We start from the raw sequence: 24378 nt of genomic DNA on the forward strand, positions 1-24378 counted from the left end.
CGTTGGGCTCACTGTGGTCCGGCTCACGAGTGGTGTCAAGACTCGGCCCGCGGGTTCGTCGTTAACCTCCTGACGCCGCGCCAAACCTGGTGTTGTTAGCCGACTCGACGTTTGCTTACATGGTCGACAGTCGAGACGCAGGAGTGCTCATGACCTCGCCGACGGGCAGCGATCCGCGCCCGGAGATCCGCCGCACCGCCCAGGGCGACTGGGTCGTCGCGGGACGTCGTTGCCGTGCCTGCGCCGAGCCGGTGGCCTACGCCTGGCCGCGCTGCCCGGCCTGCGGCGCCGAGGTGGAGCCCGCGGACTTCGGCCCGCTCGGCACCGTGTGGAGCAGCACCGTGGTCCGGATCGCCGTCCCCGGACACACCCCGCCGTACGCGCTCGCCTACGTCGACCTCGAGGACGGGCCGCGGGTGCTCGCGCACGTCGCCGGGGACGAGCCCGCGCCGATCGGTGGCGGCGCGCGTCTCACCGGCGTCTCGGACGCCGGCGACCTCCAGGTCGAGGTGACCCGGTGAGCGCGCCGGTCGCCGTCGCCGGCGTCGGCACCTCCCACTTCGGGCGCCAGCCCGAGCGCGACCTCGTGGGCCTGGCGTACGACGCGGTCAGCGAGGCGTTCGCGGACGCCGGGGTGGAGAACGTCGACGCCGTCTGGGTCGGCACGGTGTTCGCGCCGGCGGGGGTCGCCCAGCGCGTCCTGCGGGCCATGGGCATCACCGGCGTCCCGATCCTCACGGTGGAGAACGCCTGCGCCAGCGGCACCACGGCGTTCGTCGAGGCGCACGAGGCCGTCCGCACCGGGCGCTACGGGCGGGTCCTCGCGCTCGGCCTGGAGCAGATGAGCACGGCGTTCTCCGGCGCGATCGTCCCGGAGACCACCGACCCCGAGGGCCGCGCCGGGCTGGCCATGCCGGCGATGTACGCCATGAGCGCCGCCCGGTACCTGTACACCGGCGCGGCCACGCTCGAGCAGCTCGCCGCCGTGTCGGTGAAGAACCACGCGCACGCCGTGCACAACCCGCGCGCCCAGTACTCCGGGGAGTACACGGTCGACGAGGTGCTGGCGTCGCGCATGATCGCCGACCCGTTGACGCTGCTCCAGTGCTGCCCGACCTCGGACGGCGCCGCCGCGGCGGTGCTGACGGCGGCCTCCGGCGGGTCCGGCGAGGTCGTTGTGCGCGGCGCGGCGCTGCGCAGCGGCGCGCCGTGGAACCACCGCTCCCCCCACGTCTGGGGCCACGACATCGTCGCCGACACCGCCCGCGACGCCCTGAGCGCCGCCGGCCTCGATGCGGCCACCGACGTCGACGTCGTCGAGGTCCACGACGCCTTCACGATCGGCGAGATCGTCACCACCGAGGCCCTCGGGCTCGTGCCGCCCGGGGACGGCGGCAAGGCCGCGGCCGGCGGCGTCACCGCCCTCGGCGGCGCGCACCCGGTCAACCCGTCGGGCGGGCTGCTCTCCCGCGGCCACCCCCTGGGCGCGACCGGGCTCGCGCAGATCGCGGAGATCACCTGGCAGCTGCGCGGGCAGTGCGGCGCGCGCCAGGTCGGCGGGGCCCGCCTCGGGCTGGTCGAGACCATGGGCGGCGGCGTGTCGGTCCTCGACGGCAACTCGTGCGTCGTGACGGTGCTGGAGGCCCGGTGACAGCCCAGCACATCGACCTCGAGCGCGCGGACCTGCTCAGCGACGAGGCGGTGGCCGACCCGTACCCGCTGCTCGCCGCGCTGCGCGAGCACGACCCGGTGCACTGGAGCACGAAGTACCGGTCGTGGTTCGTCACGCGCTACGACGACGTCGCCGCGGCGCTGCGCGACGACCGGTTCTCGTCGGACCGCATCACGCCCTACCGCCGCGCCAAGCTCGAGGGCCCGGACGCCGACCCGCGGGTGCGCGCGGCGTTCGAGGTCCTCGAGGGCTGGATGGTGTTCAAGGACCAGCCCGACCACAAGCGCCTGCGCCGCCTGCTCAGCCGCGCCTTCACCCCCCGCGCGGTCACCGAGATGACCTCGTCGGTCGAGGTGATCGCGTCGGAGCTCCTGGACGGGATCGTCGCGCGCGGCACCGGCACCGTCGACCTCATCGGCGACTTCGCCTACCCGCTGACCGCCTCGGTGATCGCCGACATGCTCGGCGTGCCCCGCGAGGACCGCGAGCAGTTCAAGGACTGGTCCGACCAGATCACCGGGCTGGTCTTCGGCGGCATGGGCGACGCGACCCGGCACGCCGTCGGCGCCGAGGGCATGGCCGAGCTGACCGCCTACCTCGGCGACCTCGTCCGCGCCCACGAGCGCGAGCCCGCCGACGACCTGATCTCCGCGATGATCAGCGCCCGTGACGCCCGCGACGCGCTGAGCCACGACGAGGTCATCGCGACCGGTGTCCTGCTGCTGTTCGCGGGCCACGAGACGACGACGAACCTCATCGGCAGCGGGATCCTCGCGCTGCTGCAGCACCCCGAGCAGCGCCGGCTGCTCGACGCCCGCCCCGAGCTCGTCGGCGGGGCCGTCGAGGAGGCCCTGCGGTTCGACGGCCCGGCCAAGACCGTCGCCCGGGTGATGGGCGACGACGTCGAGCTGCGCGGCCGGGTGCTGCGCCGCGGCGAGCGCGTGTTCCTCTGCCCGTCGTCGGCCAACCGCGATCCGGAGGTGTTCGACGACCCGGACACCCTCGACATCACCCGCGAGAAGTCCGGCCAGCTCGGGTTCGGCATCGGCATGCACTACTGCCTGGGCGCTCCCCTGGCCCGGCTCGAGGCCTCGATCGCGATCCCGCAGGCGTTCGCGCGCCTCCCCGGACTGCGCCTGGACGACGAGCCGCTGCACTGGCATCCGGTCCTGCTGTCGCGCGGCATGCAACGCTTCCCCGCGCAGTTCTCTCTCTGAGCCGACCCGGAGTCCCCCATGCCCCGTCCCAGCCGCTGGCCGGAGATCCTGCAGGCCGCCGGCCAGGAGTTCCGCGAGCACGGGTACGAGAACGCGACCCTCGAGGGCATCGCCACGCGCGTGGGGATCCTCAAGGGCAGCGTCTACAACTACGTGGACAGCAAGGAGGACCTCCTCCTCGCCGTCGTCGAGCAGCCCGCCCGGGCGCTGCTCGACGAGCTGGAACGGCTGCTCGCCGACACCGACAGCGGCGTCGCGGTGCGGCTGCGCGAGCTCGTCCGGATGCAGATCAGGATCTTCAGCGAGTACTACCCCGCGGCGTTCGTCTACCTCGAGCACCTCGGACGCCTCGAGCAGTCGGCACGGTTCGCCGAGTTCCGGCGGATGGACGCCCGGTACATGGAGGCGGTCGAGGCCCTCGTCGCCGAGGGCGCGGCGTGCGGCGAGTTCTCGCTGGCCGCCGAGCCGCGGATCGTCGCCCGCGCCATCGTCGGCATGATCGACTGGATGCAGCACTGGTTCACGCCGCACGGCGAGGAGGAGGACCTCCGGCTCGCCGACCAGATCTTCGCGCTCGCGCTCGGGGGCCTCGCCGCCGGCGGCAGCATGCGCGCGATGCTCGGGGCGCTGCCCGACCCGCTCGCCGTGGACGCCACGCCGTGACCGATCCCTGCGCCGCCTTCCGCCTCGACGGGCGCGTCGCCGTCGTCACCGGGGCGTCGTCGGGGCTCGGTGCCTCCTTCGCCACCGTGCTCGCCCGGGCCGGTGCGGACGTCGTGGTGGCCGCCCGGCGCCGCGACATGCTCGACACGGTCGCGGAGGCCGTCCTCGCCGAGGGCCGCCGCTGCCTCGCCGTGCCCACCGACGTCACGGACCCGGCACAGTGCACCGCACTGGTCGACGTCGCGGTGGAGGAGCTCGGCGGCGTGCACGTGCTGATCAACAACGCCGGCGCCGGGTACGCGCGGCGCAGCGAGCGCGACGACCCCCTGCGCGCGGCGCGCCTGCTCGAGGTCAACCTGCTCGGCGCCTACCAGGTGGCCGTCGCCGCCGGTCAGGCCATGATCGCGGGCGAGCGCGGCGGGTCGGTCGTCAACATCTCCTCGGCCCTCGCGCTCACCACGACCGAGCTCCCCCAGGCCGCCTACTCGGCCTCCAAGGCCGGGCTCCTGGGCATGACCCGCGACCTGGCGCGCCAGTGGGCCCGCCACGGGATCCGGGTCAACGCGCTGGCGCCCGGCTTCTTCTCCTCCGAGATGACCGCGCCGCTGCTCTCGCACGAGAGCAGCGCCGAGTCGGTCCGCTCGGTCACGGCGCTCGGCCGGATCGGTCGTGTCGACGAGCTCGCCGGTCCCCTGCTGCTGCTCGCCTCCGACGCCGGGTCCTACATCACCGGGACCACGCTGGGCGTCGACGGCGGCATGGCGATGCACTGAGAGGAACTCATCGTGCGGAGCACCCTCGGAGCCGAGTTCGCGGCGGCGCTGCACCGCTACCGGGACCGGACCGCGATCGAGTCGGGCGGGGAGAGCTGGACCTTCGCCGACGTCGAGCGCCGGGCGCGCGCCGTCGTCGCGCAGCTGCGGGCGTACGGGGTGGAGGCCGGTGACGCCGTCGCGCTCCACCTCGGCAACGGCGTCGAGTTCGTCGTCGCCGACGTGGCGATCGCGCTGATGGGCGCGGTGAAGGTGCCGGTGAACCCGCTGCTGCCGGCGTCGACGGTGCAGTACATCGTCACGGCGACGCAGGCCCGGGTGGTGATCGTCGACCCGGTGTTCGGCGTGGACCACCCGGCGCCGGTGATCCTGAAGGACGAGCTGGCGACCGAGGGCCCGCTCGACGCCCTGCCGGCGCCGGTCGGACCCGGGGCGCGCGCGGCCATCTACTTCACCGGCGGGACCACCGGGAAGCCCAAGGGCGTCGTGCACACCCAGGCCTCGGCCGTCGCCGTCCACTACGCGCAGCTGCTGGAAGCCGAGATCGTGCAGGACGACCGGCTGCTGCTGACCACGCCGCTCGCCCACGCCGCCGGCCTGTTCGCCCAGTCGGCGCTGATCCGGGGCGCGACGAGCGTGATCGAGGACGGGTTCGACGCCGAGCGCGTGCTCGACGCGGTCCGTGCTCGCGGAATCACGTGGACCTTCCTCGTCCCGACGATGCTCTACCGGCTGCTCGACGCCGTCGACGGTCCCGAGCCGTTCGGCCTACGGACGGTCGTCTACGGCGCGGCGCCGATCACGCCCGCGCGGCTCACCCGCGCGCTCGAGGTGTTCGGGCCGGTGTTCGTGCAGCTCTACGGCCAGACCGAGTGCCCGAACTGGGGCACGCGGCTGGCCAAGGACGACCACGACCCGGCGCGCCCCGAACTGCTCGACTCCTGCGGCCGGGCGTCGATCATGGCGGACGTGGCGATCGTCGATGATCAGCTCTCGATGGTCCCGGCCGGCGAGACGGGCGAGGTGTGCCTGCGATCTCCCTACGTCCTCGAGGGCTACCTCGACGACCCGTCGGCGACCGCGGACAAGTTCCTGCCCGGCGGCTGGATCCGCACCGGCGACGTCGGGTTCCTCGACGACGCCGGCTACCTGCACCTGCGCGACCGCCGCGCCGACATGGTGATCAGCGGCGGGATGAACGTCTACTGCAGCGAGGTCGAGAACGTGCTCGCCGAGCACCCGGGGGTCGCCCAGGTCGCCGTGATCGGCGTGCCGCACGACGACTGGGGCGAGGCGGTGCACGCGGTGATCGTCGGTTCCGTCGGGGTGGACGAGATCCTGGAGTGGTCCCGAGGCCGCCTCGCCGCCTACGCCCGCCCGAAGTCCGCCGAGCTCGTCGACGACCTCCCGGTCACGCCGTTCGGGAAGGTTGACAAGAAGGCCCTCCGCGCGCCGCACTGGGCCGGTCGGGAGCGGGCGATCGGCTGATCGAGGGGAGAACGATCATGGCCCAGGACCGCGACGTCGCACGCGATCGTCCCCGCGGCCCGGTCGAGCGGTTCCTCGGCACGCGGGTCCACGGGCGCACGGCCGTCGCCACCGCGGCGCTGCGCATCGTCACCGGGCTGGCGTTCGTCCTCTTCTCCCTGCCGAAGTTCCTGCTGCACGAGGACGAGCTCGGCGAGTTCGTCCGCTTCGGGCTCCCGGACTCCAGCGTGCTCGTCTACCTGGTCGGCGCCCTCGAGCTGGGAGCGGGCCTGATGCTCGTCCTCGGCGTGGGCACCCGGCTGGCGGCCCTCGGCATGGCGCTGAACATGGCCGGCGCCATCGCGACCGCCGGGGTCCAGGTGGGCGGGCCGATCCACCTCGGGGTGGCACCGGCGCTGCTCGTGTCGACGGTGTACCTGCTCTGGGCCGGTTCCGGAGCAGCGGCGATCGACCGGACGATCGGCGGAGTCAGGCCGCCAGCGTGACGACGGGGTCGGGGGCCGGGAGTCCCGCCAGCTGCTCGTCGAACACGACCACGCCGCGCTTGAGCTTGCCCGCGCGCATGTCGGCGAAGGCGTGGTCGATCCGGTCGAGGTCGTAGGCCTGGGTGATCATGCGGTCGAGCGGCAGCACGCCCGCCGCGTACTGGCGCAGGATCGACGGGATGTCGAGGCTGGGCCGCGACGACCCGTACAGGCTGCCGGTGACGATCTTCTCGTCGCGCACCAGCTCCGGCCCGGGCAGCGACGGGCGCGCGTCGACGTCCGGCATTCCGACGCAGACGATGGTGCCGCCGGGGATCGTCGCGGCGAAGGCCTGGCCGAGGATGCCCTCTCCCCCGGCGGCGTCGATCGCGTAGTCGACGCCCCCGCCGCTGAGGTCGCGGATGCGGGAGACGAGGTCGTCGGACGGGACGAGCCCGGCGGTCGCCCCGAAGACCGTCGCTTCCTCGAGCTTCGACTCGACCGGGTCGACCACGATGATCTGCCCGGCCCCGCTGACGCGCGCCGCCATGACGGCGCTGAGCCCGACGCCGCCGGCGCCGAAGACCAGCACCGAGCTGCCCGGGGTGACCTTGGCCTTGTTCACGACCGCGCCGTAGCCGGTGAGGATGCCGCACCCGACCAGGCTCGCGACGGCCAGCGGGACGTCGCGACCGATCCGGACGGCGCTCGCGGCGGGGACCACGGCGTGCGTCGCGAAGGTGGACAGGAACGAGTAGTGGCTGACGGGCCGGCCGTCGCGGTGCAGGCGCACGGTGCCGTCGAGGAGGGTCCCGGCGAGCAGCGCGGGGGCCGCCGCGGTGCACAGGACCGGCCGCCCGGAGACGCAGTGGCGGCAGACGCCGCAGCTGGGCACCCAGGAGAGCGCGACGTGGTCGCCGACGCCCACGTGGGTCACGTTCGCCCCGACCCGTTCCACGACCCCGGCACCCTCGTGCCCGAGCACGCACGGCGACGGGGAGGGGATGCGCCCGGTGTGGGTGTGGGCGTCCGAGGCGCAGATGCCCGTCGCCGCGAGCCGCACGAGGACCTCGTCGGGCCGCGGATCGGAGAGCTCGAGCGTGACCGTCTCCAACGGCTCGTTCGGAGCGGTCATGACAGAAGCAGTGATTTCCATCGGTGGTCACTCCGTTCGACAGGTCGAATCGCATCGCCGCCGAATTCGCGGGGCGGCAATCGGCACGAGGCGCGTATTCCGGGGAGAGGGGGATCGCGACGTTCGTCCTACGAAACCGATTCTGCACGACGAGTGTCACGGACGGCAGTGACAGCTGCTCCAGTCCTGGTTCAGCATCACTTCATGTCGATCGACCCGCACCGCCTCCTCGTCCTGCGTGCGGTCCACCGGACCGGGAGCGTGCACGCGGCGGCGACGGCGCTGCACCTGACGGCGTCGGGGGTCTCGCAGCACCTGACGCGGCTCGAGGCCGAGGCACGGCTGCCGCTGCTGGACCGCACGCAGCGCGGCGGCGGACGCACCGTGCGGCTGACCGAGGCGGGGTTGGCGCTGGCCCAGCGCGCGGACGACGTCGCGGACGCGCTGGCCGAGGCCCAGCGCGAGGCCGAGCGGCTGCGCGAGGGGACGTCGGGCACGGTGCGGATCGGCGGCTTCGCCACGGCCCTCGGGCACCTCGTCGTCCCCACCCTCCAGCAGCTCGCGATCACCGACGGGGCGCTGAACGTCCAGGTGATCGAGGTGAACGAGACCCAGGGCATCAACCTGCTGCGCGCCGGCGACCTCGACCTCCTCATCGGCGAGCGCTACGTCGACCGGACCAGCCCGGCCGCGTCCTATCCCGGTCTGGTCGAGGACGAGCTGTACCGCGAACAGTTCCGCATCGTCTTCCCGGAACTGTGGTCGGTTCCCGGAAGCGTCGAGGAACTCCTCGCCGGGACGTGGGTGACCTCGCCCAGTGACCGACCGACTCGGCAGATGCTGGAAAGGCTCTGCTCCGAATACTCCATCAAGCCCGGATACCAGCACATCTGCACCGAATCCCAGACGATGCTGGCGCTCGTCTCCGCCGGACTCGGCGCGGGCATCGTGCCCGACCTGACGCTGTCCTATCTGCGCACCGAGGGCGTCAGCGTCTTCGCGTCGGCGGTCGACGTCGGGTCCCGCATTCTCACGGTGACCGGCTCGCGCCGCGAGAGCCGAACATCGGCGCCGCAGCGCTTCCTCGCGACGCTGCGCGAGGTCACGGGACGGGTCACGGCGTCGGGCCTCACGGGGTGATTCGCGGACGGGCCGGGTCGGCCCTCACCGGACAGCTGCACTGATCACGGCGACGGCGTCGTCGGCCGGCGGCAGCGCGTCGATCTCCGCGGCCACTCGTCGCGCCACCGCGGCCGGGGCGGGGTCGGCGAGGACGTCGGTGATCGCTCGCCGGAGGTCGGCCGGGTCGATGGCGCTGGTCGGGGCGCCGGGATCGCGGGGACCGACCCGCACGCCCGCGCCGATCTCGGCGACCCGGCGGGCGTTCTCCGGCTGGTCGGCGAACAGCGGCGTGATCACCAGCGGCACCCCGGCCGCGAGCGCGCCGAGCGTCGTCCCCGAGCCGCCGTGGCAGACGACCACGCTCGCGCTCGCGAGCACGTCGGCCTGCGGCACCCAGCGCTCGACGTGGACGTGCGGCCCGGGCGCGGCGAGCCGCCCGTCCTCGATCCCGTGGCCGGTCGTGAGCAGCACCCGCGCCGGGAGGTCAGCCACGGCCTCCAGGGCGACGTCGAAGATCGGCGCCGCGAACGGGACGTTCCCCGCCACGCTGCCGAATGCTCGGTCAGCCCCGGGCGCCACGCCTCCATCGCCTCCGACGACAGGTCCGTCATCTGCAGCTGCGCGGAGATCAGCCCGACGCCGACCTGCACGTGCGGCACACCCTCCTCGTCCGCCGCGACCGCGGCGGCGTACTCGGCGGGCTCGCGGACGACCGCGTCGGGCCGCCAGGTGCGCACGGTGTCGCGCATCGCGGGGAGCATCGCGCGGACGTTCAGCGTCGCGAAGATCTGTCCGACGACGAGACGTTCCGCGTCGGCGGTCGCCACGCGCGGGACCTGCGCCCAGATCGGCCCGAGCTCCGCGTCGTCGGGCAGCGCGCCCGCCACGAAAGGCAGGCCCTCGCGCTCCGCGGTCGACGCCAGGTTCGGCGGGCCGATCAGCAGGACGTCGTGCCCGGCCTTCCGGCACGCCGCGGCGACCGGCAGCATCGGGGTGACATGCCCGGCCCCGCCCGTGCTCGCGAACAGAATCCGCATGGAACACGGTAGCGCCGATCGTTTGCGCAGGTAGCGTCCTCGGGATGACCGATCAGGGGCCCACGCTCGAGGAGCTGGCGGTCGGCGTCGAGGGGCTCGCCCTGCTGCGGTCGCTCTACACCGACGCGGCCGACGCCCGGGCGGCACGACTCGCCGAGACGCGGGCACTGCTCGACGGCGAGGCCCCGACCGAGCACCTCGGCGCGGAGCTCGACCTGACCGACGGCTATGTGCAGTGGGCGGCGACCTACGACCGGCCGCTGCGCCTGTTCGGGCTCGAGGAACCGCCGCTGCGCCGGGTCCTCGACGCGCTGCCCGTCGGCGAGGTGCTCGACGCGGCCTGCGGCACCGGCCGGTGGGCGGCGTACCTCGCCGGGCGCGGCCACGTCGTCGTCGGCGTCGACCAGTCCCCCGCCATGCTCGACCTCGCCCGCGCCAAGCTCCCCGACGCCCGCTTCCTCGACGGCGACCTCGCCCGCCTGCCCCTCCCCGACGCCTCCGTCGACGCGGCCGTCTGCGCGCTGGCGCTGGTGCACGTCGAGGATCTGCACCAGGCGATCGGCGAGCTCGCCCGCGTCGTCCGGCCCGGCGGGCGGATCGTCGTCAGCGACGTCCACCCCTTCCTCGTGATGCTGGGCTGGCAGGCACAGTTCCCGACCGACCACGGCCGGGCGTTCATGCGCCTGCACCAGCACCTGCCGTCCGACTACGTCGCGGCGGCGCTCGGTGCCGGTCTCGTCGTGCGGAGCTGCGAGGAACCGCGCCTCACCGCCGAGGCCGCCGCGACACCGACGGCCGGCCTGGTCCCGGACGCGAACCGCGCCGCGTACGTGGGCCTGCCCGGCGTGCTCGTCTGGGAGTTCGGGCGCGGGTAGCTCGTCAGGCGCCGGTCGTCGCGATCGCCTCGATGTGCGCCCGGACGCCGCTGCGCAGGTCGTGGCGCCGCTCGTAGCCGATCAGGTCGGCAAGGGCGCGGCCGCTGACCCGCGAGACGAGGCCGGCCACGTCCGTCTCCCCCGCCGAGGTGACCTCGACCCGCGCCGACGGCACGATCTCCGCCACCAGCGCGGCGAGCTCGCGCATCGTCGTCGCGTCCCCGCCGGTGTTGAAGAAGTACCGGTCGGTGAACGCCGCGGCGTCGAGGCCGACGAGGCGGACGAGCTGCTCGGCGACGTCGTCGACGTGGACCAGGCTGATGCGGGCGTCGCCGCGGTCCACCGTGACGGTGCCGCCGGCCGCCGCCTGCGCCATGACGCCGGCGAGCCAGCCGGACACCCCGCGCACCCCGCCGGGGCCGTAGACGGGGCTGGGACGGAGCCCGACGCCGAGCAGGCCGTAGGTCTTCCGGTAGACCTCGGCGAGGCGCTCGAGGTACAGCTTCCCCGCGCCGTAGAGCGGCATCCCCGGCGCGAGGTGGGTGGCCGCGTCCTCGGTGAGCGGGAGCTCCGCGGGCGCGTACATGTCGTCCGAGCCGTACACCGCGACCGAGCTGGCCAGCACGACCCGCCCCACCCCGAACAACCGCGCGGCCTCGAGCACGCTCGCCGTGCCCTGCACGTTGAGCGTGCTCGCCGCGTACGGCCGCCGGTTCGACGCCTCGCCGAGGCTGTAGGCGAGGTGCACCACGGCGTCGACGCCCCGCATCGCGTCCCCGAGGTCGCCGAACGACAGGACGTCGCCGCGCACGATCTCGACGCCGGGCGCCCTCGCCGCGGCCGACGGCTCCGGCGCGACGTCGAGGAGCCGCACGGCGTGCCCCCGCGCCGCCAGGAGCCGGCCGGTCGCGCCGCCGAGGATGCCCGTGCCTCCGGTGAACAGGACCTGCATGTCTCCGCCTTCCGGTCGCTCGTCCGTCGGTGGGCAGCGTGACGTGTTGGTCCGCTCGTCGGTACCTCGCGGGCATCGCGTTCCTCCGGGCCCGCGGTCGGGCAGGGGATCCCCATGTCCGCACCGACCGCGCCACCGGGGACCCGCAGCAGCGACGGCACGTGGATCCGGACCTGGGACAACGAGGTGGCGGGCCTGCCGGTCGTCATCAGCAACGGGCTGGGGGCACCGCCGTCGGCGTGGCCGCTGCTCGCGGACCCGGACTGCGGCGTGCACGCCGTCTCCTGGTTCCACCGCGGACTGGACGCCTCGCAGCGCCCCGGGGACCTCGACCGGATCACCATCGAGGACCACGCCGCCGACCTCGAGGCGGTGATGGACGACGCCGGCATGGACCGGGCGGTGCTCGTCGGGTGGTCGCTCGGGGTGAACATCGCCTTCGAGTTCGCCCGACGCCACCCCGAGCGCGTGGCCGGCATCCTCGCCGTCGGCGGCCGGGCCGGGGACCCGTTCCGCATCCTGTTCGGCCCCACCGGCGTGCTGCGCGAGCTGCGCGAACCCCTCGGCCGGGCGGGCGCCTGGGCCCTGCGGTGGTTCGGCCCGCCCGTCGCGGCCGCCGCCGGGATGCTCACCCCGTTCCTGGACGGCGCGCAGGCGCTCGTCGCCACCTCCGGGCTGCGCCCGCCGCCCGCCCTGCAGGCCACGAGCGCGGTCGCGCGGGAGTTCAGCAACCACCCGTGGGTCTGGTACTCGCGGATGGTGCTCGCCGCGGGCGACCAGGAGCCGATGGTCACGGACTTCGCCCGGTTCCCGGTCACCGTCGTCGCCGGGGTGCTGGACAACCTCGCCGCGGCCGACGACCTGCAGAGCACCGCGCGGTACCTGCCCGACGCGCGCTTCGTACCGCTGTTCGGCGGCCACTTCCTGCCGTTGCAGTACCCGGAACGGCTGCACCGGGAGCTGCTCGACCTCGCCGCCCGCACCGACCTCGCCGGACCATGAGCCCACCCGTCCTCGACCGAGAGACGGCCTACCGACACCGAGGAGCCCGCGTGTCCACGATGCGCTTCGGCCTGTTCATGCCGCCGTTCAACAGCCCGCCGACCCAGAACCCGACGACGTCGCTGCAGCGCGACGTCGAGACCATCCAGCTGCTGGACCGGCTCGCCTACGACGAGGTCTGGGTCGGGGAGCACCACTCGGCCGCGACCGAGATCATCGCCGACCCGCTGACCTTCATCGCCCACGTGGCCCCGCAGACCCAGCACATCAAGCTCGGCACCGGCGTCGTGTCGATCCCGTACCACAACCCGCTCTGGGTGGCGGACCGCGCGATCCTCGTCGACCACCTCACCCGTGGCCGGCTGATGCTCGGCGTCGGACCCGGCTCGCTGCCCACCGACGCCGCGATGATCGGCCTGGAGCCCGCCCAGCTGCGCCCGGCGCTGCACGAGGACCTCGACGTCCTCATCCGGCTGCTCACCGAGGACGAGCCGGTGACGGTGAAGACCGACCGCTACGAGCTCGTCGACGCCCGGTGCCAGCTGGCCCCGTACCAGGACCCCTGCTTCGAGATGGCCGTCGCCGCCACCGCCTCCCCCACCGGCCCGCGGCTGGCCGGTCAGTACGGGCTCGGGCTGCTCTCGGTGGGGGCGACCACCAAGGAGGGCTTCGACGTCCTCGCCCACCACTGGGACGTGCACGAGGCCGAGGCGGCGGCCGCCGGCCGTGCCACCGACCGTTCGCGGTGGCGCCTCATGGGTCCCATGCACATCGCGGAGACGCGCGAGCAGGCCGTCGAGGACATCCGGTACGGCTTCGACGCCTTCGTCGAGTACACCCAGAAGACCCTGGCCCTCCCGCCCGTCCGCATCCCCGGCGACACCTTCGAGGAGCGTCTGGCGTGGCTCGACGACAGCGGCTGGGGCGTGGTCGGTACGCCCGACGACGCGATCGCCCAGATCCAGCGGCTGGTCGACCAGTCCGGCGGCGGCTTCGGGTGCTACATCCTGCTGCAGCACGACTGGGCCGACTGGCAGGCCACCCAGCGCAGCTTCGAGCTCTTCGCCCGCCATGTCATCCCGGCTTTCCAGCCCTCGCAGAAGCGGCTGCTCGCCGCGGAGTCGTGGGCGCGCAGCAAGCACAGCGAGCTCGACGCGAAGAACGGTGCCGCCATCCAGGCCGCGACGGACCGCTACGCCGAGGAGAAGGCCGCCGCGTCCCGGTAGCGTCCGCCGGAGTCGATCGACCTCGGAGGAGAGTGCCGTGCCGTTGCATCCCCAGGCCGCCGCCCTGCTGGACATCGTCGGCGGAGGCCCTCTCCTCGCCGACCAGTCGGTGGCGCAGAACCGCGCGGACCTCGAGCAGGCGATCCCGCTCACCGGGGACGCGACGGAGCTCCACGCCGTCGACGACATCGTGATCTCCGCGCCGCACGGCCCGATCCCGGCCCGGCTGTACCGGACCCGGGCGGACCCGCAACCGGTGCTCGTCTGCTTCCACGGGGGCGGCTGGGTGCTCGGCGACCTGGAGATCGCCGACACCACCGCCCGCGACGTCGCGGCGGCCGGAGAGATCGCCGTGCTCAGCGTCGACTACCGCCTCGCGCCGGAGCACGTGTATCCGGCGGCCCACGTCGACGCGGTCGCCGCCACCCGGGCGGTGCTGGCCGGCGAGGTGCCGGGCGTCGACCCGTCGCGCGTCGCGGTGGGCGGCGACTCCGCCGGCGGCAACCTCGCTGCCCACGTCGCGCAGGAGCTCCGTGGCGAGGCGGGCCTGCGCCACCAGGTGCTCGTCTACCCCGTGACCCAGGCGGAGGTCGGGTCGACGGCCAGCTACCGCGAGTTCGACGACGGCTACTTCCTCACCGGCGCGAGCATGCGGTACTTCTTCGACACCTACGCGCCCGACGGCGCTCCCGACGACGCGCGGCTCGCGCCTGCGTCGAACCCCGACCTCCGGGGGCTGCCCGCGGCCACCGTCGTGACCGCCGAGCTCGATCCGCTGCGCGACGAGGGCGAGGCGTACGCCGACGCGCTGGAGGCGGCCGGCGTCGCCGTGGAACGGCGGAGGTTCGACGGGCAGTTCCACCCGTTCCTGTACCTGGCGGGGTCCCTCGACGCCGCCGGCGAGGCGCGGCGGTTCATCGGCAAGGCGCTCCGGGTCGCGCTGGCGGTCTGACCGCGACACGGCCCGGAGGCGGGTGAGTCGGCGCCGAGGGCCCCCGGCACGATGGGCGCGGTGACGACCGGTGCGGGAGCGAACGACGTCCCGACAGGCCGGCACCGGGTCGTGCTCGCCGTCGGCGCGGGCGTCCTCGCGGCCTCGGTCGTCGTCCTCACGCTCGGGCTCCCGACGGGACGGCCGGTCGGCGTGGAGGACAACGGCGACGGTTTCCGTCTCTACTGCGGCCTCGGGCTGATCCCGCGCACCGTCGACCGGCTCGCGGCCTGGAAGGGCGGGGTGGTCACCGACTTCGCCGTGGGCGCCCCGATCTGCGGCTCGTCGACGCCGTCGTCGGCGACGCTGGTGCTGCAGGCCGCCGTCCTGGGCCACGACGGCTCGTTCGCGCTGACCACCGTGGGCTGGTGGTACGCGGTGCTGGTCGGCGTGGTCGTCGGTGTCGCGGCCTGGGCGGCCTCGGCCGGCGGGCTCTGGCGCACGGCGGTGCTGGTGGTGCCGGTCGCGCCGCTCGCGCTCGCCCCGTTCACGCGGCTCTTCGTCTCCACCTACGCCGAGCCCGCTGGGCTGCTGGGCGCCCTCGCGGTGGCCTGCGGCGTCGCCGGGGTGATGGTCACCCGCCGGGCGCAGCGACGCGCCCGCACCGTCGCGCTCGTCCTGGTCGCGGTCGGGGGTGCCGTCGCCGCCACCGCCAAGCCGGCCTACCTGCCGGTGCTCGTCGCGGCCGTCGTGGTGTGCGCGGTGGTCAGGGTGGGACGGCGCCGGCCCTGGCGCGTGGTGGGGCCCGCGATCGCGCTCGTCGCGGTGGTGCTGACGGCCTGGCCTGTTGCTGCCGCGGTCACCTTCCAGAACCAGGTCTACGAGGGCGCGAACGTCCACGACGTCGTCTTCACCCTGGCGCTGACCGAGCTCGGCCCCGCGGCCACCAGCGAGCTGGGTCTGCCGCCCGAGGCGGCCGCCCTGACCGGCGACGGCTACTTCAACGCGCCGCCGCGCGCCACCGCGGACTGGTGGGTGCGTGCCATCCGCGACGAGCCCGATGCCACCCGCGCCGCCGCCTACACCGCGCTGGCCCGCGATCCCGCGGTGCTCCTCCGGGCCGTGGGCGTCGGCCTGCAGGCCACGACCGGCGCCGACCTGCCCTACCTCGCCGCCGGACCGGGCGACGTCACGCGGCCGTCCCCGCCCGGCGGCGATCCCGGCTGGTCCGGGGCGGAGCAGCCCGAGCTGCACTTCGTCCTCGGCGCGACGCGCGTGCCGTGGCTCCCGACCGCGCTCGTACTGCTCGCCCTGGGCGCGGCCGTGAGCACGGTGGCGTGGCGACGCCGGGCGCCCGCGTGCGCCCGCTGGTGTCTCGCCGCCGGGCTCGGCGCGGCCACCGCCGTGGGGCTCGTCGTCGCGGCGGTCCTCGGGGACGGCTACTTCGAGGTCTTCAAGCACGTCTGGCTCGCGGCCTACCTGCTCGTCCTGACCGGCCTCTGCCTGCTCGGGGCTCTCGCCCGGCTCGCCCTGCCGGGATCGCGACGGTGAGGCCGGTCCCTGCGGTGGCTCTGTCCGTGCTGCTCGCCGTGATCTCCTGGCACACCGCCTGGAACCTCGGCGGACTCGCCGTGGCCGCGGGCTACGCCCTGGCCGTGACCGCCGCGATGGTCCTCCTCGCACCGCTGCTGACGGACGCGCTGGGCCGCGCGCCGGCCCTGGTCCTGCCGGTGCTGGTCACGGCATGCGTGGCCGCGCTCGTCGTGGCGTTCGTGGCCGGTGTCCCGGCGGCGTACGGCGACGCGCTCGGCGTCGGCAGCGACCGCGCGGACGCCCTGAACGTCGCGCTGTCCCAGCTCGCCCAGGGCCACTACCCCTACACGGCGACGACCTACCTGGGGAACCCGATCACGCCGCTGCCGGGCGCGCTGCTGCTCGCCGCCCCGTTCTGGTGGATCACCGGGAACGCCGCGTGGCAGAACCTCGCGTGGCTGCTGCTGTTGCTCCCGCTCCTCCACGGCGGACGACGCCTGCGCGCCGGCCCGACGGTGCTGTGGGTGCTGGTCGCGTTCGGCGGCCTCGAGGTGATCCGGGAGTTCGCGGTCGGCGACGACCTGGTCACCGGCGCGGTCCCGGCCGTGGCGGCGGTCGCGCTGGTGTTGCGCGCCGCGCGCCGCTGGTCGCCGTGGGGCCTGGCGGGCGCCGCGGTCGTCCTGGGGGTGGCGACCTGCACGCGCCCCCACATGGTCCTGGTGGTGGTGATCGTGGTGGCCGCGGCCGGGGTGGTGGCGGGCGCGCGGCAGGCGGCCGTGGTCGGCGCCGGGGCGCTCCTGGTCTGGGCCGCCCTGGTCGTGCCGTTCCTGCTCGGCGGCACCACCCGGTTCTCGCCGCTGCACACCGTCGCCAAGGTGACCGGCGATCGTGCGATCACGGTCGGCATCGTCGTGATCGCCCTCGGCGCCCTGGCCCTGCTGCTCGTCGCCCTCCGCGTGCTCCGACCGTCCTCCCCCGAGGCCGTGGCGTGGGCCTGCGCGAGCGTCCTGTTCGCCCCGTCGGTGCTGTCCCTGGCCCGGCGGTTGCTGGGCGGGCCGGCCGCGGACGTGGACCTCACCCTCGGAGCCGCGGCGGTGCCGTTCGCGGTGTGGGCCGTGGCCTCGGCGATGCTCCGACCGCCGCCGACGTCGTCGGGTATCCCCCTTCTGGTTGGGCAGGAGCTCGCCGACCTGGGCGAGAAGCAGCGGCGTCTCCTATTGTCGACACGTGGGTCGGGGGACCCTCCTCGCTGAGGCACGTCGGGGGTCTGCGGTGTCATCTCGCTTCGCGTCGCCGTTGTCGCACCTGGTCGCCTGGGCCCAGCCGCACGACGCTGACCAGGGACGCGTCGGTAGCCGCAGCCGGCTCGGTGCGTCCCGCGCCCGCGTGCAATATCACCGCGCGCTGTTCCTCGTGCTCGGCGCGTGGGCCCTCGTGACCTGCGCGGCGGCCCTCCTCTACCCCCCGCTCGCCCTCGTGGCGGCCGTGCTCGGGCTGATCCACATCATCGTCGGGTACCGGGTGGAGCAGAAGCGGCGCGTCGACGAGCAGCCGCCGAGCACCGTCGATCCCCGGCGGGCGTGACCGCCCTCCTCACACCACCGCGCGTCGCGGGTCGGGAACCGCGCCGGTCTGCCGCTCGGCGTAGGCGAGCCAGATGTGGACCATCCCGACCAGGAACACCAGTGCCGTGGCCATCCCCTCGATCTGGAGCGGGGCGAGACCGGCGAGCGGGCGCGGGACCAGCGCCGCGGCTCCGACCAGCAGGTACAGCACGGGACTGCACGAGGCGAGCCCGCGCTCGAGGCGGCCGCGAGGGCGGTTCGTGGGGCGGAGGAAGCCGACGGCCTCGACGACGCCGATCGCGGCCCCGAGGAGGAACGTCACCCGCCAGATGACCGGCGCCTCGCCAGCCAGCACCGCCCCCAGACCCATCGTCCCGGGCAGGAAGAAGTGCAGGGCGACGTGGAGTGTCGCCCGATGGCGCTCCGGGCCGCTGCGCCACGACCCGTGGGACAGGCCCAGGACGACGAACCACAGGCCGAGCAGGGTGAAGCTCACCGTGCTCAACAGTTGGTAGAAGCTCGCCGCTGCCGTCATGGTGCGCTCCCTGCCCGGGGCTCGTCCGCCGTTCTGCTCGATCGAGTGTCCACGGCCAGCCGTCGCCGACAATCGGTCCTCCGAGCCCGGATCTGTCGTCGGCGAGCGGGGCACGCGTCACCCAGCTCGGCCGGCACCGCCGTCCTGAGACACCACAATGTGGGCGCGGCAGTGTGCTGTTTCAGGACATAGGCATGGCGTGTCTCAGGACATCGGCATAGCGGTGGTGGTCTTCGTTCGGCAAGGTCGAGCGACTGCACCAGACCCAGAAACGCTGGCTGGCCGCCCGACCCGTCCAGCCCGTCACGATCACCGAGCTCCAGGCCCTGCTCGAGCAGTTCGCCACCGAATACAACACCCACCGACCCCACCGCTCCCTGCAGCGCCGGACCCCGCTCGCGGCCTACCTCGCCCGCCCCAAGGCCACCCCCGGCGGGCTCGCGCCCGCCTCCGACACCCGCGTCCGCCGCGACCGCGTCGACACCTCCGGGGTCGTCACCCTGCGCTACGACGGGCGGCTGCACCACATCGGCATCGGGCGAGCCCACGCCCGAACCCACATCCTGCTGCTCGTTGCGGACCGCGACATCCGCATCGTCAACGCCACCACCGGCCAGCTGATCCGCGAGCTCGTCCTCGACCCCACCCGCGACTACCAACCAACCCGCCCCGGAACGCACGAAACCCCGAACCCATGAGGGTTCGGGGCTATGCGGATGTCCTGAGACACCACAATGTGGGCGCGGCAGGATTCGAACCTGCGACCGACGGCTTGTAAGGCCGGTGCTCTTCCGCTGAGCTACGCGCCCGGTCCGGAGCGAACGGGGACGTCCGCCGCATAGAAGCAGCGAACAGCACGTTCGCTCCGGAAGCGAGGGAGTTCTAGGCCAGCTGCTTCAGCGCGTCGCGCCAGCCCTGCTGGTCGCGGGCGTCGCCGGGGCCGTTCTGCTCCGCGAAGCGCACGACGCCGTCCTTGTCGATCAGGAACGTGCCGCGGATGGCCATGCCGACGTCGGAGTTGAACACGCCGTACGACTCGGCGACCGCGCCGTGGGGCCAGAAGTCCGAGAGCAGCGGGAACTCGTAGCCCTCCTGCGCCGCCCACGCCTTCAGGGAGAACGGCGCGTCGCACGAGACGCCGAGCACCTGGACGTCGTCGTTCTGGAACGACGAGAGGTCGTCGCGCACCGAGCACAGCTCGCCGGTGCAGATGCCGGAGAACGCGAAGGGGTAGAACACCAGCAGGACGGCCCGCTCGCCGCGGAAGTCCTTGAGGGAGACCTCCTGGCCGTCCTGGTTCTTGAGCGTGAAGTCGGGGGCCTGCGAGCCCACCTCGACGGTCATGCGACCTGTCTCCTGTCCGTCCGGGTCACCGAAACCCGTGCAGCGTATCGAGGAGCGCAGGTCAGCGACGTCGCTGGGCGGACGCCTTCGGCGCGACGAGCCGGGTGGCGACCCAGCCCTCGGACAGGCTGATGTTCGAGGTCTGGGAGAGCCCCGCCGTCGGCGCCGCCTCGGCGATGTCGGAGGGCTCGACGTGGCCGTCGTTGCCGGTCTTGGGCGTGAGCACCCAGATGACCCCGTCGTCGGTCATCGGCGAGCGCGCGTCCATGAGGGTGTCGACGAGATCGCCGTCCCCGTCGCGCCACCAGAGGAGGACGACGTCGACGACCTCCTGGGCGTCTTCACCGAGGAGGTCCTCACCGCACCGGTCCTCGATGGCGGACCGGACCTCGTCGTCGACGTCGGAATCCCAGCCCAGCTCCTGAACGATCATGCCCGGTTCGATGCCGAGCTTGCCGGCGAGATCGGACTTGTCCGAATCCCCCGTGGCCGCCACCACGCGCGGTGCCTCCTCCTCGTCCGGGGGCGGCGTGCGGCGCACGTCACCCCGTGTGAAGCGCCCAGCGAACACGGGTGACGCAGCGGGCGCAACCAGCCACGCGGGGTCGGGTGCCCGCGACGGCGCGCCGGAACCGTCGCAGACGGCCACAGCCGGGCTACTCACGAGTAGACGTGACGGCGCGGTCATGGCAGGTGACGATGGGGTGACCAGGGCAGGACAGCGAGGACATCAGCGGGTCGGCGCCGCCACGGACCACCGGGCAGAATCGGTTCCGAAAACGGCTGGAGCCCGCGATCCGGACTCGGCCGCGCGCCGTCGACGAACCAGCGACAGGGAGAGCGATCCGTGACCACCCACAAGGGCTCCGCAGGCGCGGACACCGGCCGGGTCCACATCATCCGCGACGGGCTCTCGTCGCATCTGCCGGACATCGATCCGGACGAGACCTCCGAGTGGATCGAGTCCTTCGACGCGATGCTCGAGGGGCAGGGCGAGCAGCGCGCCCGCTACATCATGCTGCAGCTGCTCCAGCGCGCCCGCGAGCGCCGGGTCTCGGTGCCGTCGCTGTACTCGACGGACTACGTCAACACCATCCCCACCGACCAGGAGCCCTGGTTCCCGGGCGACGAGGACACCGAGCGGCGCTACCGCGCCTGGATCCGGTGGAACGCCGCGGCGATGGTGCACCGCGCGCAGCGCCCCGGCGTCGGCGTCGGCGGCCACATCTCGACGTACGCGAGCGCCGCGTCGCTGTACGAGGTCGGCTTCAACTGGTTCTTCCGCGGCAAGGACCACCCCGGCGGCGGCGACCACGTCTACATCCAGGGCCACGCCTCCCCCGGCATCTACGCCCGCGCGTTCCTCGAGGGCCGCCTCGGCGCCCAGCACCTCGACGGCTTCCGCCAGGAGCTCTCGCACGCCGGGCCCGGCGGCGGCCTCCCGTCGTACCCGCACCCGCGCCTCATGCCCGGGTTCTGGGAGCACCCGACGGTCTCGATGGGCCTCGGACCGATCAACGCGATCTTCCAGGCGCGCTTCGACCGCTACCTCGGCAACCGCGGCATCAAGGACACCTCGCAGCAGCACACCTGGGCGTTCCTCGGCGACGGCGAGATGGACGAGCCCGAGTCGCGCGGCGCCATCCACGTCGCCGCGGCCGAGGGTCTCGACAACCTGACCTTCGTCATCAACTGCAACCTGCAGCGCCTCGACGGGCCGGTGCACGGCAACGGCAAGGTCATCCAGGAGCTGGAGTCGTTCTTCCGCGGCGCCGGCTGGAACGTCGTCAAGGTCATCTGGGGCCGCGAGTGGGACCGGCTCCTGCACGCCGACCGCGACGGCGCCCTGATCAACCTGATGAACACCACGCCGGACGGCGACTTCCAGACCTACAAGGCCAACAACGGCGCCTACGTCCGCGAGCACTTCTTCGGCCGCGACCCGCGCACGAAGGACCTGGTCAAGGACCTCTCCGACGCCGACGTCTGGAACCTCAAGCGCGGCGCGCACGACTACCGCAAGGTCTACGCGGCCTACCAGGCGGCGATGGAGCACCAGGGCCGCCCGACGGTCATCCTCGCCAAGTCGATCAAGGGCTACACGCTCGGCCCGACGTTCGAGGGCCGCAACGCCACGCACCAGATGAAGAAGCTGACGCTGCAGGACCTCAAGACCTTCCGCGACGAGGTCCGCGTGCCGATCAGCGACTCCGAGCTCGAGCGCGACCCCTACCTGCCGCCGTACTACCACCCTGGCGCCGACGCGCCGGAGATCGAGTACATGCTCGAGCGCCGGCGCCAGCTCGGCGGCCCGCTGCCCGAGCGGCGGCTGCGCCACAAGCCGCTGGTGCTGCCCGGCGACAAGGTCTACGACGTCGTCAAGCGCGGCTCCGGCAAGCAGGAGATCGCCACGACGATGGCGTTCGTCCGCCTGGTCAAGGAGCTCACGCGCGACGCGGAGATCGGCAAGCGCGTGGTGCCGATCATCCCGGACGAGGCGCGGACCTTCGGGATGGACTCGTTCTTCTCCAACCTGAAGATCTACAACCCCCAGGGCCAGCTCTACACCTCGGTCGACCACGACCAGCTGCTCGCCTACCGCGAGTCCGAGGCGGGCCAGCTGCTGCACGAGGGCATCAACGAGGCCGGGTCGGTCGCCTCGTTCACCGCGGTGGGCACGTCGTACGCCACCCACGGCGAGCCGATGATCCCGATCTACATCTTCTACTCGATGTTCGGGTTCCAGCGCACCGGCGACGGCATCTGGGCCGCCGCGGACCAGATGACCCGCGGCTTCCTGCTCGGTGCCACGGCCGGGCGCACGACGCTGGTCGGCGAGGGCCTGCAGCACAACGACGGCCACTCGCTGCTGCTCGCGGCGACCAACACGGGCGTCGTCGCCTACGACCCGGCGTACGCGTTCGAGATCGGGCACATCGTGCGCGACGGGCTGACCCGCATGTACGGCGAGGCCGATCCTCCGGACGCGCAGCGCAGCGGAGCCGGACCATCGACGGAGCGCGACCCGAACGTCATCTACTACCTGACGGTCTACAACGAGCCCTACCAGCAGCCCGCCGAGCCCGAGGGTCTCGACGTCGACGGCCTGCTGCGCGGGCTCTACCGCTACGCCCAGGCCCCCGGCGGCCCCGGCCCCCGCGCGCAGATCCTGGCGTCGGGCGTCGCGATGCCCTGGGCGCTCGAGGCGCAGCGGATGCTCGCCGAGGAGTGGGGCGTGCAGGCCGACGTGTGGTCGGCGACGTCGTGGGGCGAGCTGCGCCGCGACGGCGTCGAGTGCGACGAGCACAACCACGCCCACCCGGACGCCGACCCGCGCACGCCGTACGTCACCGAGGCCCTCGGCGACGCGGCCGGCCCGGTGCTCGCCGTCTCGGACTGGATGAAGGCCGTGCCGGACCTGATCCGCAAGTGGGTGCCCGGCGACTTCACCGTCCTCGGCACCGACGGCTTCGGCCTGTCCGACACCCGGCCGGCGGTCCGGCGGCACTTCGGTGTCGACGCGGAGAACATCACGGTCGGCGTGCTCGCCGCGCTGGCCCGCCGCGGCGAGGTCGGGCGCGACACCGTCATCCGGGCGGCCGAGCAGTACCAGATCGACGACCCGCAGGCCGCGGGCCCGCAGACCTCGGATTCCGGGGTGGCCTGAGGCATCTGGTGGGGCGTGGGGTGATCGTGCAGTGACCGTTCGTCGCGAGATCGGCGATCGGGGCTGGTGGTCGGCCCCATCCTTCCGGATAGGCTGTCGACGTCACGCTGCTCGGACGCCCCCGGACGATCCGAGACGCGGGACTCCGACGTAGGGAGCCACGGCTCCGGCGGCGGATCTGAAGGTCGGGGCGGAGGAAATCGCCTCGTGACATCGGTATGAGGAGCAGGAATGGCAGAAGGCACCGTCAAGTGGTTCAACAGCGAGAAGGGCTTCGGCTTCCTCGCTCCCGACGGTGGTGGCGCTGACGTGTTCGTCCACTACTCGGCCATCCAGGCCCGCGGCTTCCGCACCCTGGACGAGGGTCAGCGCGTCTCGTTCGACGTCGAGCAGGGCCAGAAGGGCCTGCAGGCCGTTCAGGTCACGCCGCTGTAAGGAATCTCAGCGGAGTCACCTCTCGAAAACGGGGGCGGTGCGTCGGGAGACGCGCCGCCCCCGTCGTGTGTCCGGGGTCAGGCGGTCGTGACGACGACCAGCTCGGCGCCGTCCGGGCCCGCCTCGAACGCGACCGGCCCGGCGCCCGTGATCTCGAGGCTGTCGCCGGCCACCGCGTCGCCCAGCGCGCCGCGCGCGACGTGGACGTGGCGGAAGGCGCCGTCGCCGGGCCGCCACTCCCCCGCCGCGGCCCGCTCGACCGTCACCGTCACGCCCGGGCGCCGCAGCGGCAGGGTCAGCGAGCCGTCGACCGTGTGGTGGGTCAGCGACGGCTCCCCCGCCGGCGGGTCGTCCAGGCCCGGCGTCACCCAGAACTGGAGCAGGTGGGCCGCGCCGTCCTCGGAGGCCCGCTCGTCGTGGGGCCACCCGGTCCCGGCCACGAGGTGCTGCAGGGTCCCGGCGGGCACGGTCGTCTCGACGCCGTCCGGCCCCGTGTGGATCATCGTGCCGTCGACGACCCAGGCCAGGATCTCGACGTCGCGGTGCTCGTGGGCGCCGTAGGCGACGCCGGCGTCGAGCACGTCGTCGTTGTGCGCGACGAGGGCGCCGAACGAGGTGCGCCCGGGGTCGTAGTGCGCCCCGAAGGACAGCCCGTGCCGCGAGAGGACCCCGCCGCCCACGGTGACGGGACGATCGCTGCGGCGCAGGGTCCGGATGGTCGGCATCCGTGACATGCTCCCCG

General features: G+C 73.5%; 24 protein-coding genes, 1 tRNA gene and 2 pseudogenes. 18 read left to right on the top strand and 9 right to left on the bottom strand.

Annotated elements, in window-relative coordinates; genetic code table 11:
* The first annotated feature begins 149 nt into the window (after positions 1-149).
* From EV188_RS24560 to EV188_RS24590, 7 genes are read left to right on the top strand one after another with little or no spacing between them, the layout of a single operon-like run.
* Positions 150-521 (top strand): Zn-ribbon domain-containing OB-fold protein, encoded by a 372-nt coding sequence (locus EV188_RS24560; protein WP_208114364.1) that lies wholly within the window; start codon positions 150-152, stop codon positions 519-521.
* Positions 518-1651 (top strand): thiolase family protein, encoded by a 1134-nt coding sequence (locus EV188_RS24565; protein ID WP_133828958.1) that lies wholly within the window; start codon positions 518-520, stop codon positions 1649-1651. Before EV188_RS24560 ends, EV188_RS24565 begins: the two co-directional genes overlap by 4 nt.
* Positions 1648-2889 carry a cytochrome P450 gene (locus EV188_RS24570; protein WP_133828959.1) on the top strand — a complete coding sequence of 414 codons (1242 nt, stop codon included), beginning with the start codon at positions 1648-1650 and terminating at the stop codon, positions 2887-2889. The genes EV188_RS24565 and EV188_RS24570 overlap by 4 nt, the downstream gene beginning before the upstream one ends.
* An 18-nt stretch (positions 2890-2907) precedes the next feature.
* A complete protein-coding gene (locus EV188_RS24575; protein ID WP_133828960.1) occupies positions 2908-3552 on the top strand; it encodes a TetR/AcrR family transcriptional regulator in 645 nt (214 codons plus the stop codon).
* On the top strand, positions 3549-4325 hold the full coding sequence (locus EV188_RS24580; protein WP_133828961.1) for an SDR family NAD(P)-dependent oxidoreductase: 777 nt from the start codon (positions 3549-3551) through the stop codon (positions 4323-4325). Before EV188_RS24575 ends, EV188_RS24580 begins: the two co-directional genes overlap by 4 nt.
* Positions 4326-4337: 12 nt before the next feature.
* Positions 4338-5813, top strand: coding sequence for an AMP-binding protein (locus EV188_RS24585; RefSeq protein WP_208114365.1), 1476 nt, complete (start codon positions 4338-4340; stop codon positions 5811-5813).
* Positions 5814-5830: 17 nt separating this feature from the next.
* Positions 5831-6298 (top strand): DoxX family protein, encoded by a 468-nt coding sequence (locus tag EV188_RS24590; protein WP_133828962.1) that lies wholly within the window; start codon positions 5831-5833, stop codon positions 6296-6298.
* On the opposite strand, the gene EV188_RS24595 is transcribed toward EV188_RS24590, so the two are convergent.
* Positions 6282-7412 carry a zinc-binding dehydrogenase gene (locus EV188_RS24595; protein ID WP_166660049.1) on the bottom strand — a complete coding sequence of 377 codons (1131 nt, stop codon included), beginning with the start codon at positions 7410-7412 and terminating at the stop codon, positions 6282-6284. The genes EV188_RS24590 and EV188_RS24595 overlap by 17 nt on opposite strands.
* A 204-nt stretch (positions 7413-7616) precedes the next feature.
* Here EV188_RS24595 and EV188_RS24600 point away from each other — a divergent pair, with 204 nt between their 5' ends.
* Positions 7617-8552: a LysR family transcriptional regulator gene (locus EV188_RS24600; protein ID WP_133828964.1), complete on the top strand. Its 936-nt coding sequence runs from the start codon at positions 7617-7619 to the stop codon at positions 8550-8552.
* A 24-nt stretch (positions 8553-8576) separates the two neighbouring features.
* Here EV188_RS24600 and EV188_RS31905 read toward each other — a convergent pair whose 3' ends face one another.
* Together EV188_RS31905 and EV188_RS33285 are read right to left on the bottom strand one after the other, a co-directional pair.
* Complete coding sequence (locus tag EV188_RS31905) at positions 8577-9080, bottom strand: glycosyltransferase (RefSeq protein WP_166660050.1); 504 nt, start codon at positions 9078-9080, stop codon at positions 8577-8579.
* A 92-nt stretch (positions 9081-9172) separates the two neighbouring features.
* Positions 9173-9571: pseudogene (locus EV188_RS33285) on the bottom strand (hypothetical protein); the annotation flags it as partial.
* Between the two features lie 44 nt (positions 9572-9615).
* On the opposite strand from EV188_RS33285, the gene EV188_RS24610 reads away from it, so the two are divergent.
* Complete coding sequence (locus tag EV188_RS24610) at positions 9616-10446, top strand: class I SAM-dependent methyltransferase (protein ID WP_133828966.1); 831 nt, start codon at positions 9616-9618, stop codon at positions 10444-10446.
* Between the two features lie 4 nt (positions 10447-10450).
* Here the strand turns inward: EV188_RS24610 and EV188_RS24615 are convergent, their stop codons facing one another.
* Positions 10451-11398: an NAD-dependent epimerase/dehydratase family protein gene (locus tag EV188_RS24615; protein WP_133828967.1), complete on the bottom strand. Its 948-nt coding sequence runs from the start codon at positions 11396-11398 to the stop codon at positions 10451-10453.
* A 114-nt stretch (positions 11399-11512) separates the two neighbouring features.
* On the opposite strand from EV188_RS24615, the gene EV188_RS24620 reads away from it, so the two are divergent.
* The 6 genes from EV188_RS24620 to EV188_RS24645 all read left to right on the top strand — a co-directional run bounded on the left by EV188_RS24620 (position 11513) and on the right by EV188_RS24645 (position 17674).
* Positions 11513-12400, top strand: coding sequence for an alpha/beta fold hydrolase (locus EV188_RS24620; RefSeq protein WP_133828968.1), 888 nt, complete (start codon positions 11513-11515; stop codon positions 12398-12400).
* 59 nt (positions 12401-12459) lie between these two features.
* Positions 12460-13626 carry an LLM class flavin-dependent oxidoreductase gene (locus EV188_RS24625; RefSeq protein WP_243741986.1) on the top strand — a complete coding sequence of 389 codons (1167 nt, stop codon included), beginning with the start codon at positions 12460-12462 and terminating at the stop codon, positions 13624-13626.
* A 37-nt stretch (positions 13627-13663) separates the two neighbouring features.
* The gene (locus EV188_RS24630; protein WP_133828970.1) at positions 13664-14578 is read left to right on the top strand and encodes an alpha/beta hydrolase; all 915 of its coding nucleotides are present in this window, start codon (positions 13664-13666) and stop codon (positions 14576-14578) included.
* Positions 14579-14638: 60 nt separating this feature from the next.
* A complete protein-coding gene (gene wsfD / locus EV188_RS24635) occupies positions 14639-16108 on the top strand; it encodes a glycan biosynthesis hexose transferase WsfD (protein ID WP_133828971.1) in 1470 nt (489 codons plus the stop codon).
* A 14-nt stretch (positions 16109-16122) separates the two neighbouring features.
* On the top strand, positions 16123-17343 hold the full coding sequence (locus EV188_RS31910) for a hypothetical protein (RefSeq protein WP_166660051.1): 1221 nt from the start codon (positions 16123-16125) through the stop codon (positions 17341-17343).
* Between the two features lie 133 nt (positions 17344-17476).
* Positions 17477-17674, top strand: a complete 198-nt coding sequence (locus EV188_RS24645; protein ID WP_133828972.1) for a hypothetical protein — start codon at positions 17477-17479, stop codon at positions 17672-17674.
* 9 nt (positions 17675-17683) lie between these two features.
* On the opposite strand, the gene EV188_RS24650 is transcribed toward EV188_RS24645, so the two are convergent.
* Entirely contained in the window at positions 17684-18190 is a 507-nt protein-coding gene (locus EV188_RS24650) for a hypothetical protein (RefSeq protein ID WP_133828973.1), read from the bottom strand.
* Positions 18191-18441: 251 nt separating this feature from the next.
* Here EV188_RS24650 and EV188_RS33290 point away from each other — a divergent pair.
* Positions 18442-18888, top strand: a pseudogene (locus tag EV188_RS33290) (integrase core domain-containing protein); the annotation flags it as partial.
* Between the two features lie 39 nt (positions 18889-18927).
* Here the strand turns inward: EV188_RS33290 and EV188_RS24660 are convergent.
* The 3 genes from EV188_RS24660 to EV188_RS24670 form a co-directional block, all read right to left on the bottom strand.
* Positions 18928-18999: transfer RNA gene (locus EV188_RS24660), tRNA-Val, on the bottom strand.
* Between the two features lie 73 nt (positions 19000-19072).
* Positions 19073-19534 carry a peroxiredoxin gene (locus EV188_RS24665; protein ID WP_133828974.1) on the bottom strand — a complete coding sequence of 154 codons (462 nt, stop codon included), beginning with the start codon at positions 19532-19534 and terminating at the stop codon, positions 19073-19075.
* Positions 19535-19595: 61 nt separating this feature from the next.
* Complete coding sequence (locus EV188_RS24670; protein WP_133829091.1) at positions 19596-20030, bottom strand: DUF3052 domain-containing protein; 435 nt, start codon at positions 20028-20030, stop codon at positions 19596-19598.
* A 351-nt stretch (positions 20031-20381) separates the two neighbouring features.
* On the opposite strand from EV188_RS24670, the gene aceE reads away from it, so the two are divergent.
* Together aceE and EV188_RS24680 are read left to right on the top strand one after the other, a co-directional pair.
* Positions 20382-23201 (top strand): pyruvate dehydrogenase (acetyl-transferring), homodimeric type, encoded by a 2820-nt coding sequence (gene aceE, locus EV188_RS24675; protein WP_133828975.1) that lies wholly within the window; start codon positions 20382-20384, stop codon positions 23199-23201.
* Between the two features lie 231 nt (positions 23202-23432).
* Positions 23433-23636 carry a cold-shock protein gene (locus EV188_RS24680; RefSeq protein WP_116710338.1) on the top strand — a complete coding sequence of 68 codons (204 nt, stop codon included), beginning with the start codon at positions 23433-23435 and terminating at the stop codon, positions 23634-23636.
* A gap of 77 nt (positions 23637-23713) precedes the next feature.
* On the opposite strand, the gene EV188_RS24685 is transcribed toward EV188_RS24680, so the two are convergent.
* Complete coding sequence (locus tag EV188_RS24685; RefSeq protein ID WP_166660052.1) at positions 23714-24361, bottom strand: pirin family protein; 648 nt, start codon at positions 24359-24361, stop codon at positions 23714-23716.
* Positions 24362-24378: the final 17 nt, after the last annotated feature.

Origin of the sequence: Actinomycetospora succinea, from assembly GCF_004363095.1 — a bacterium.
GTDB classification, from domain to species: Bacteria; Actinomycetota; Actinomycetes; order Mycobacteriales; family Pseudonocardiaceae; genus Actinomycetospora; species Actinomycetospora succinea.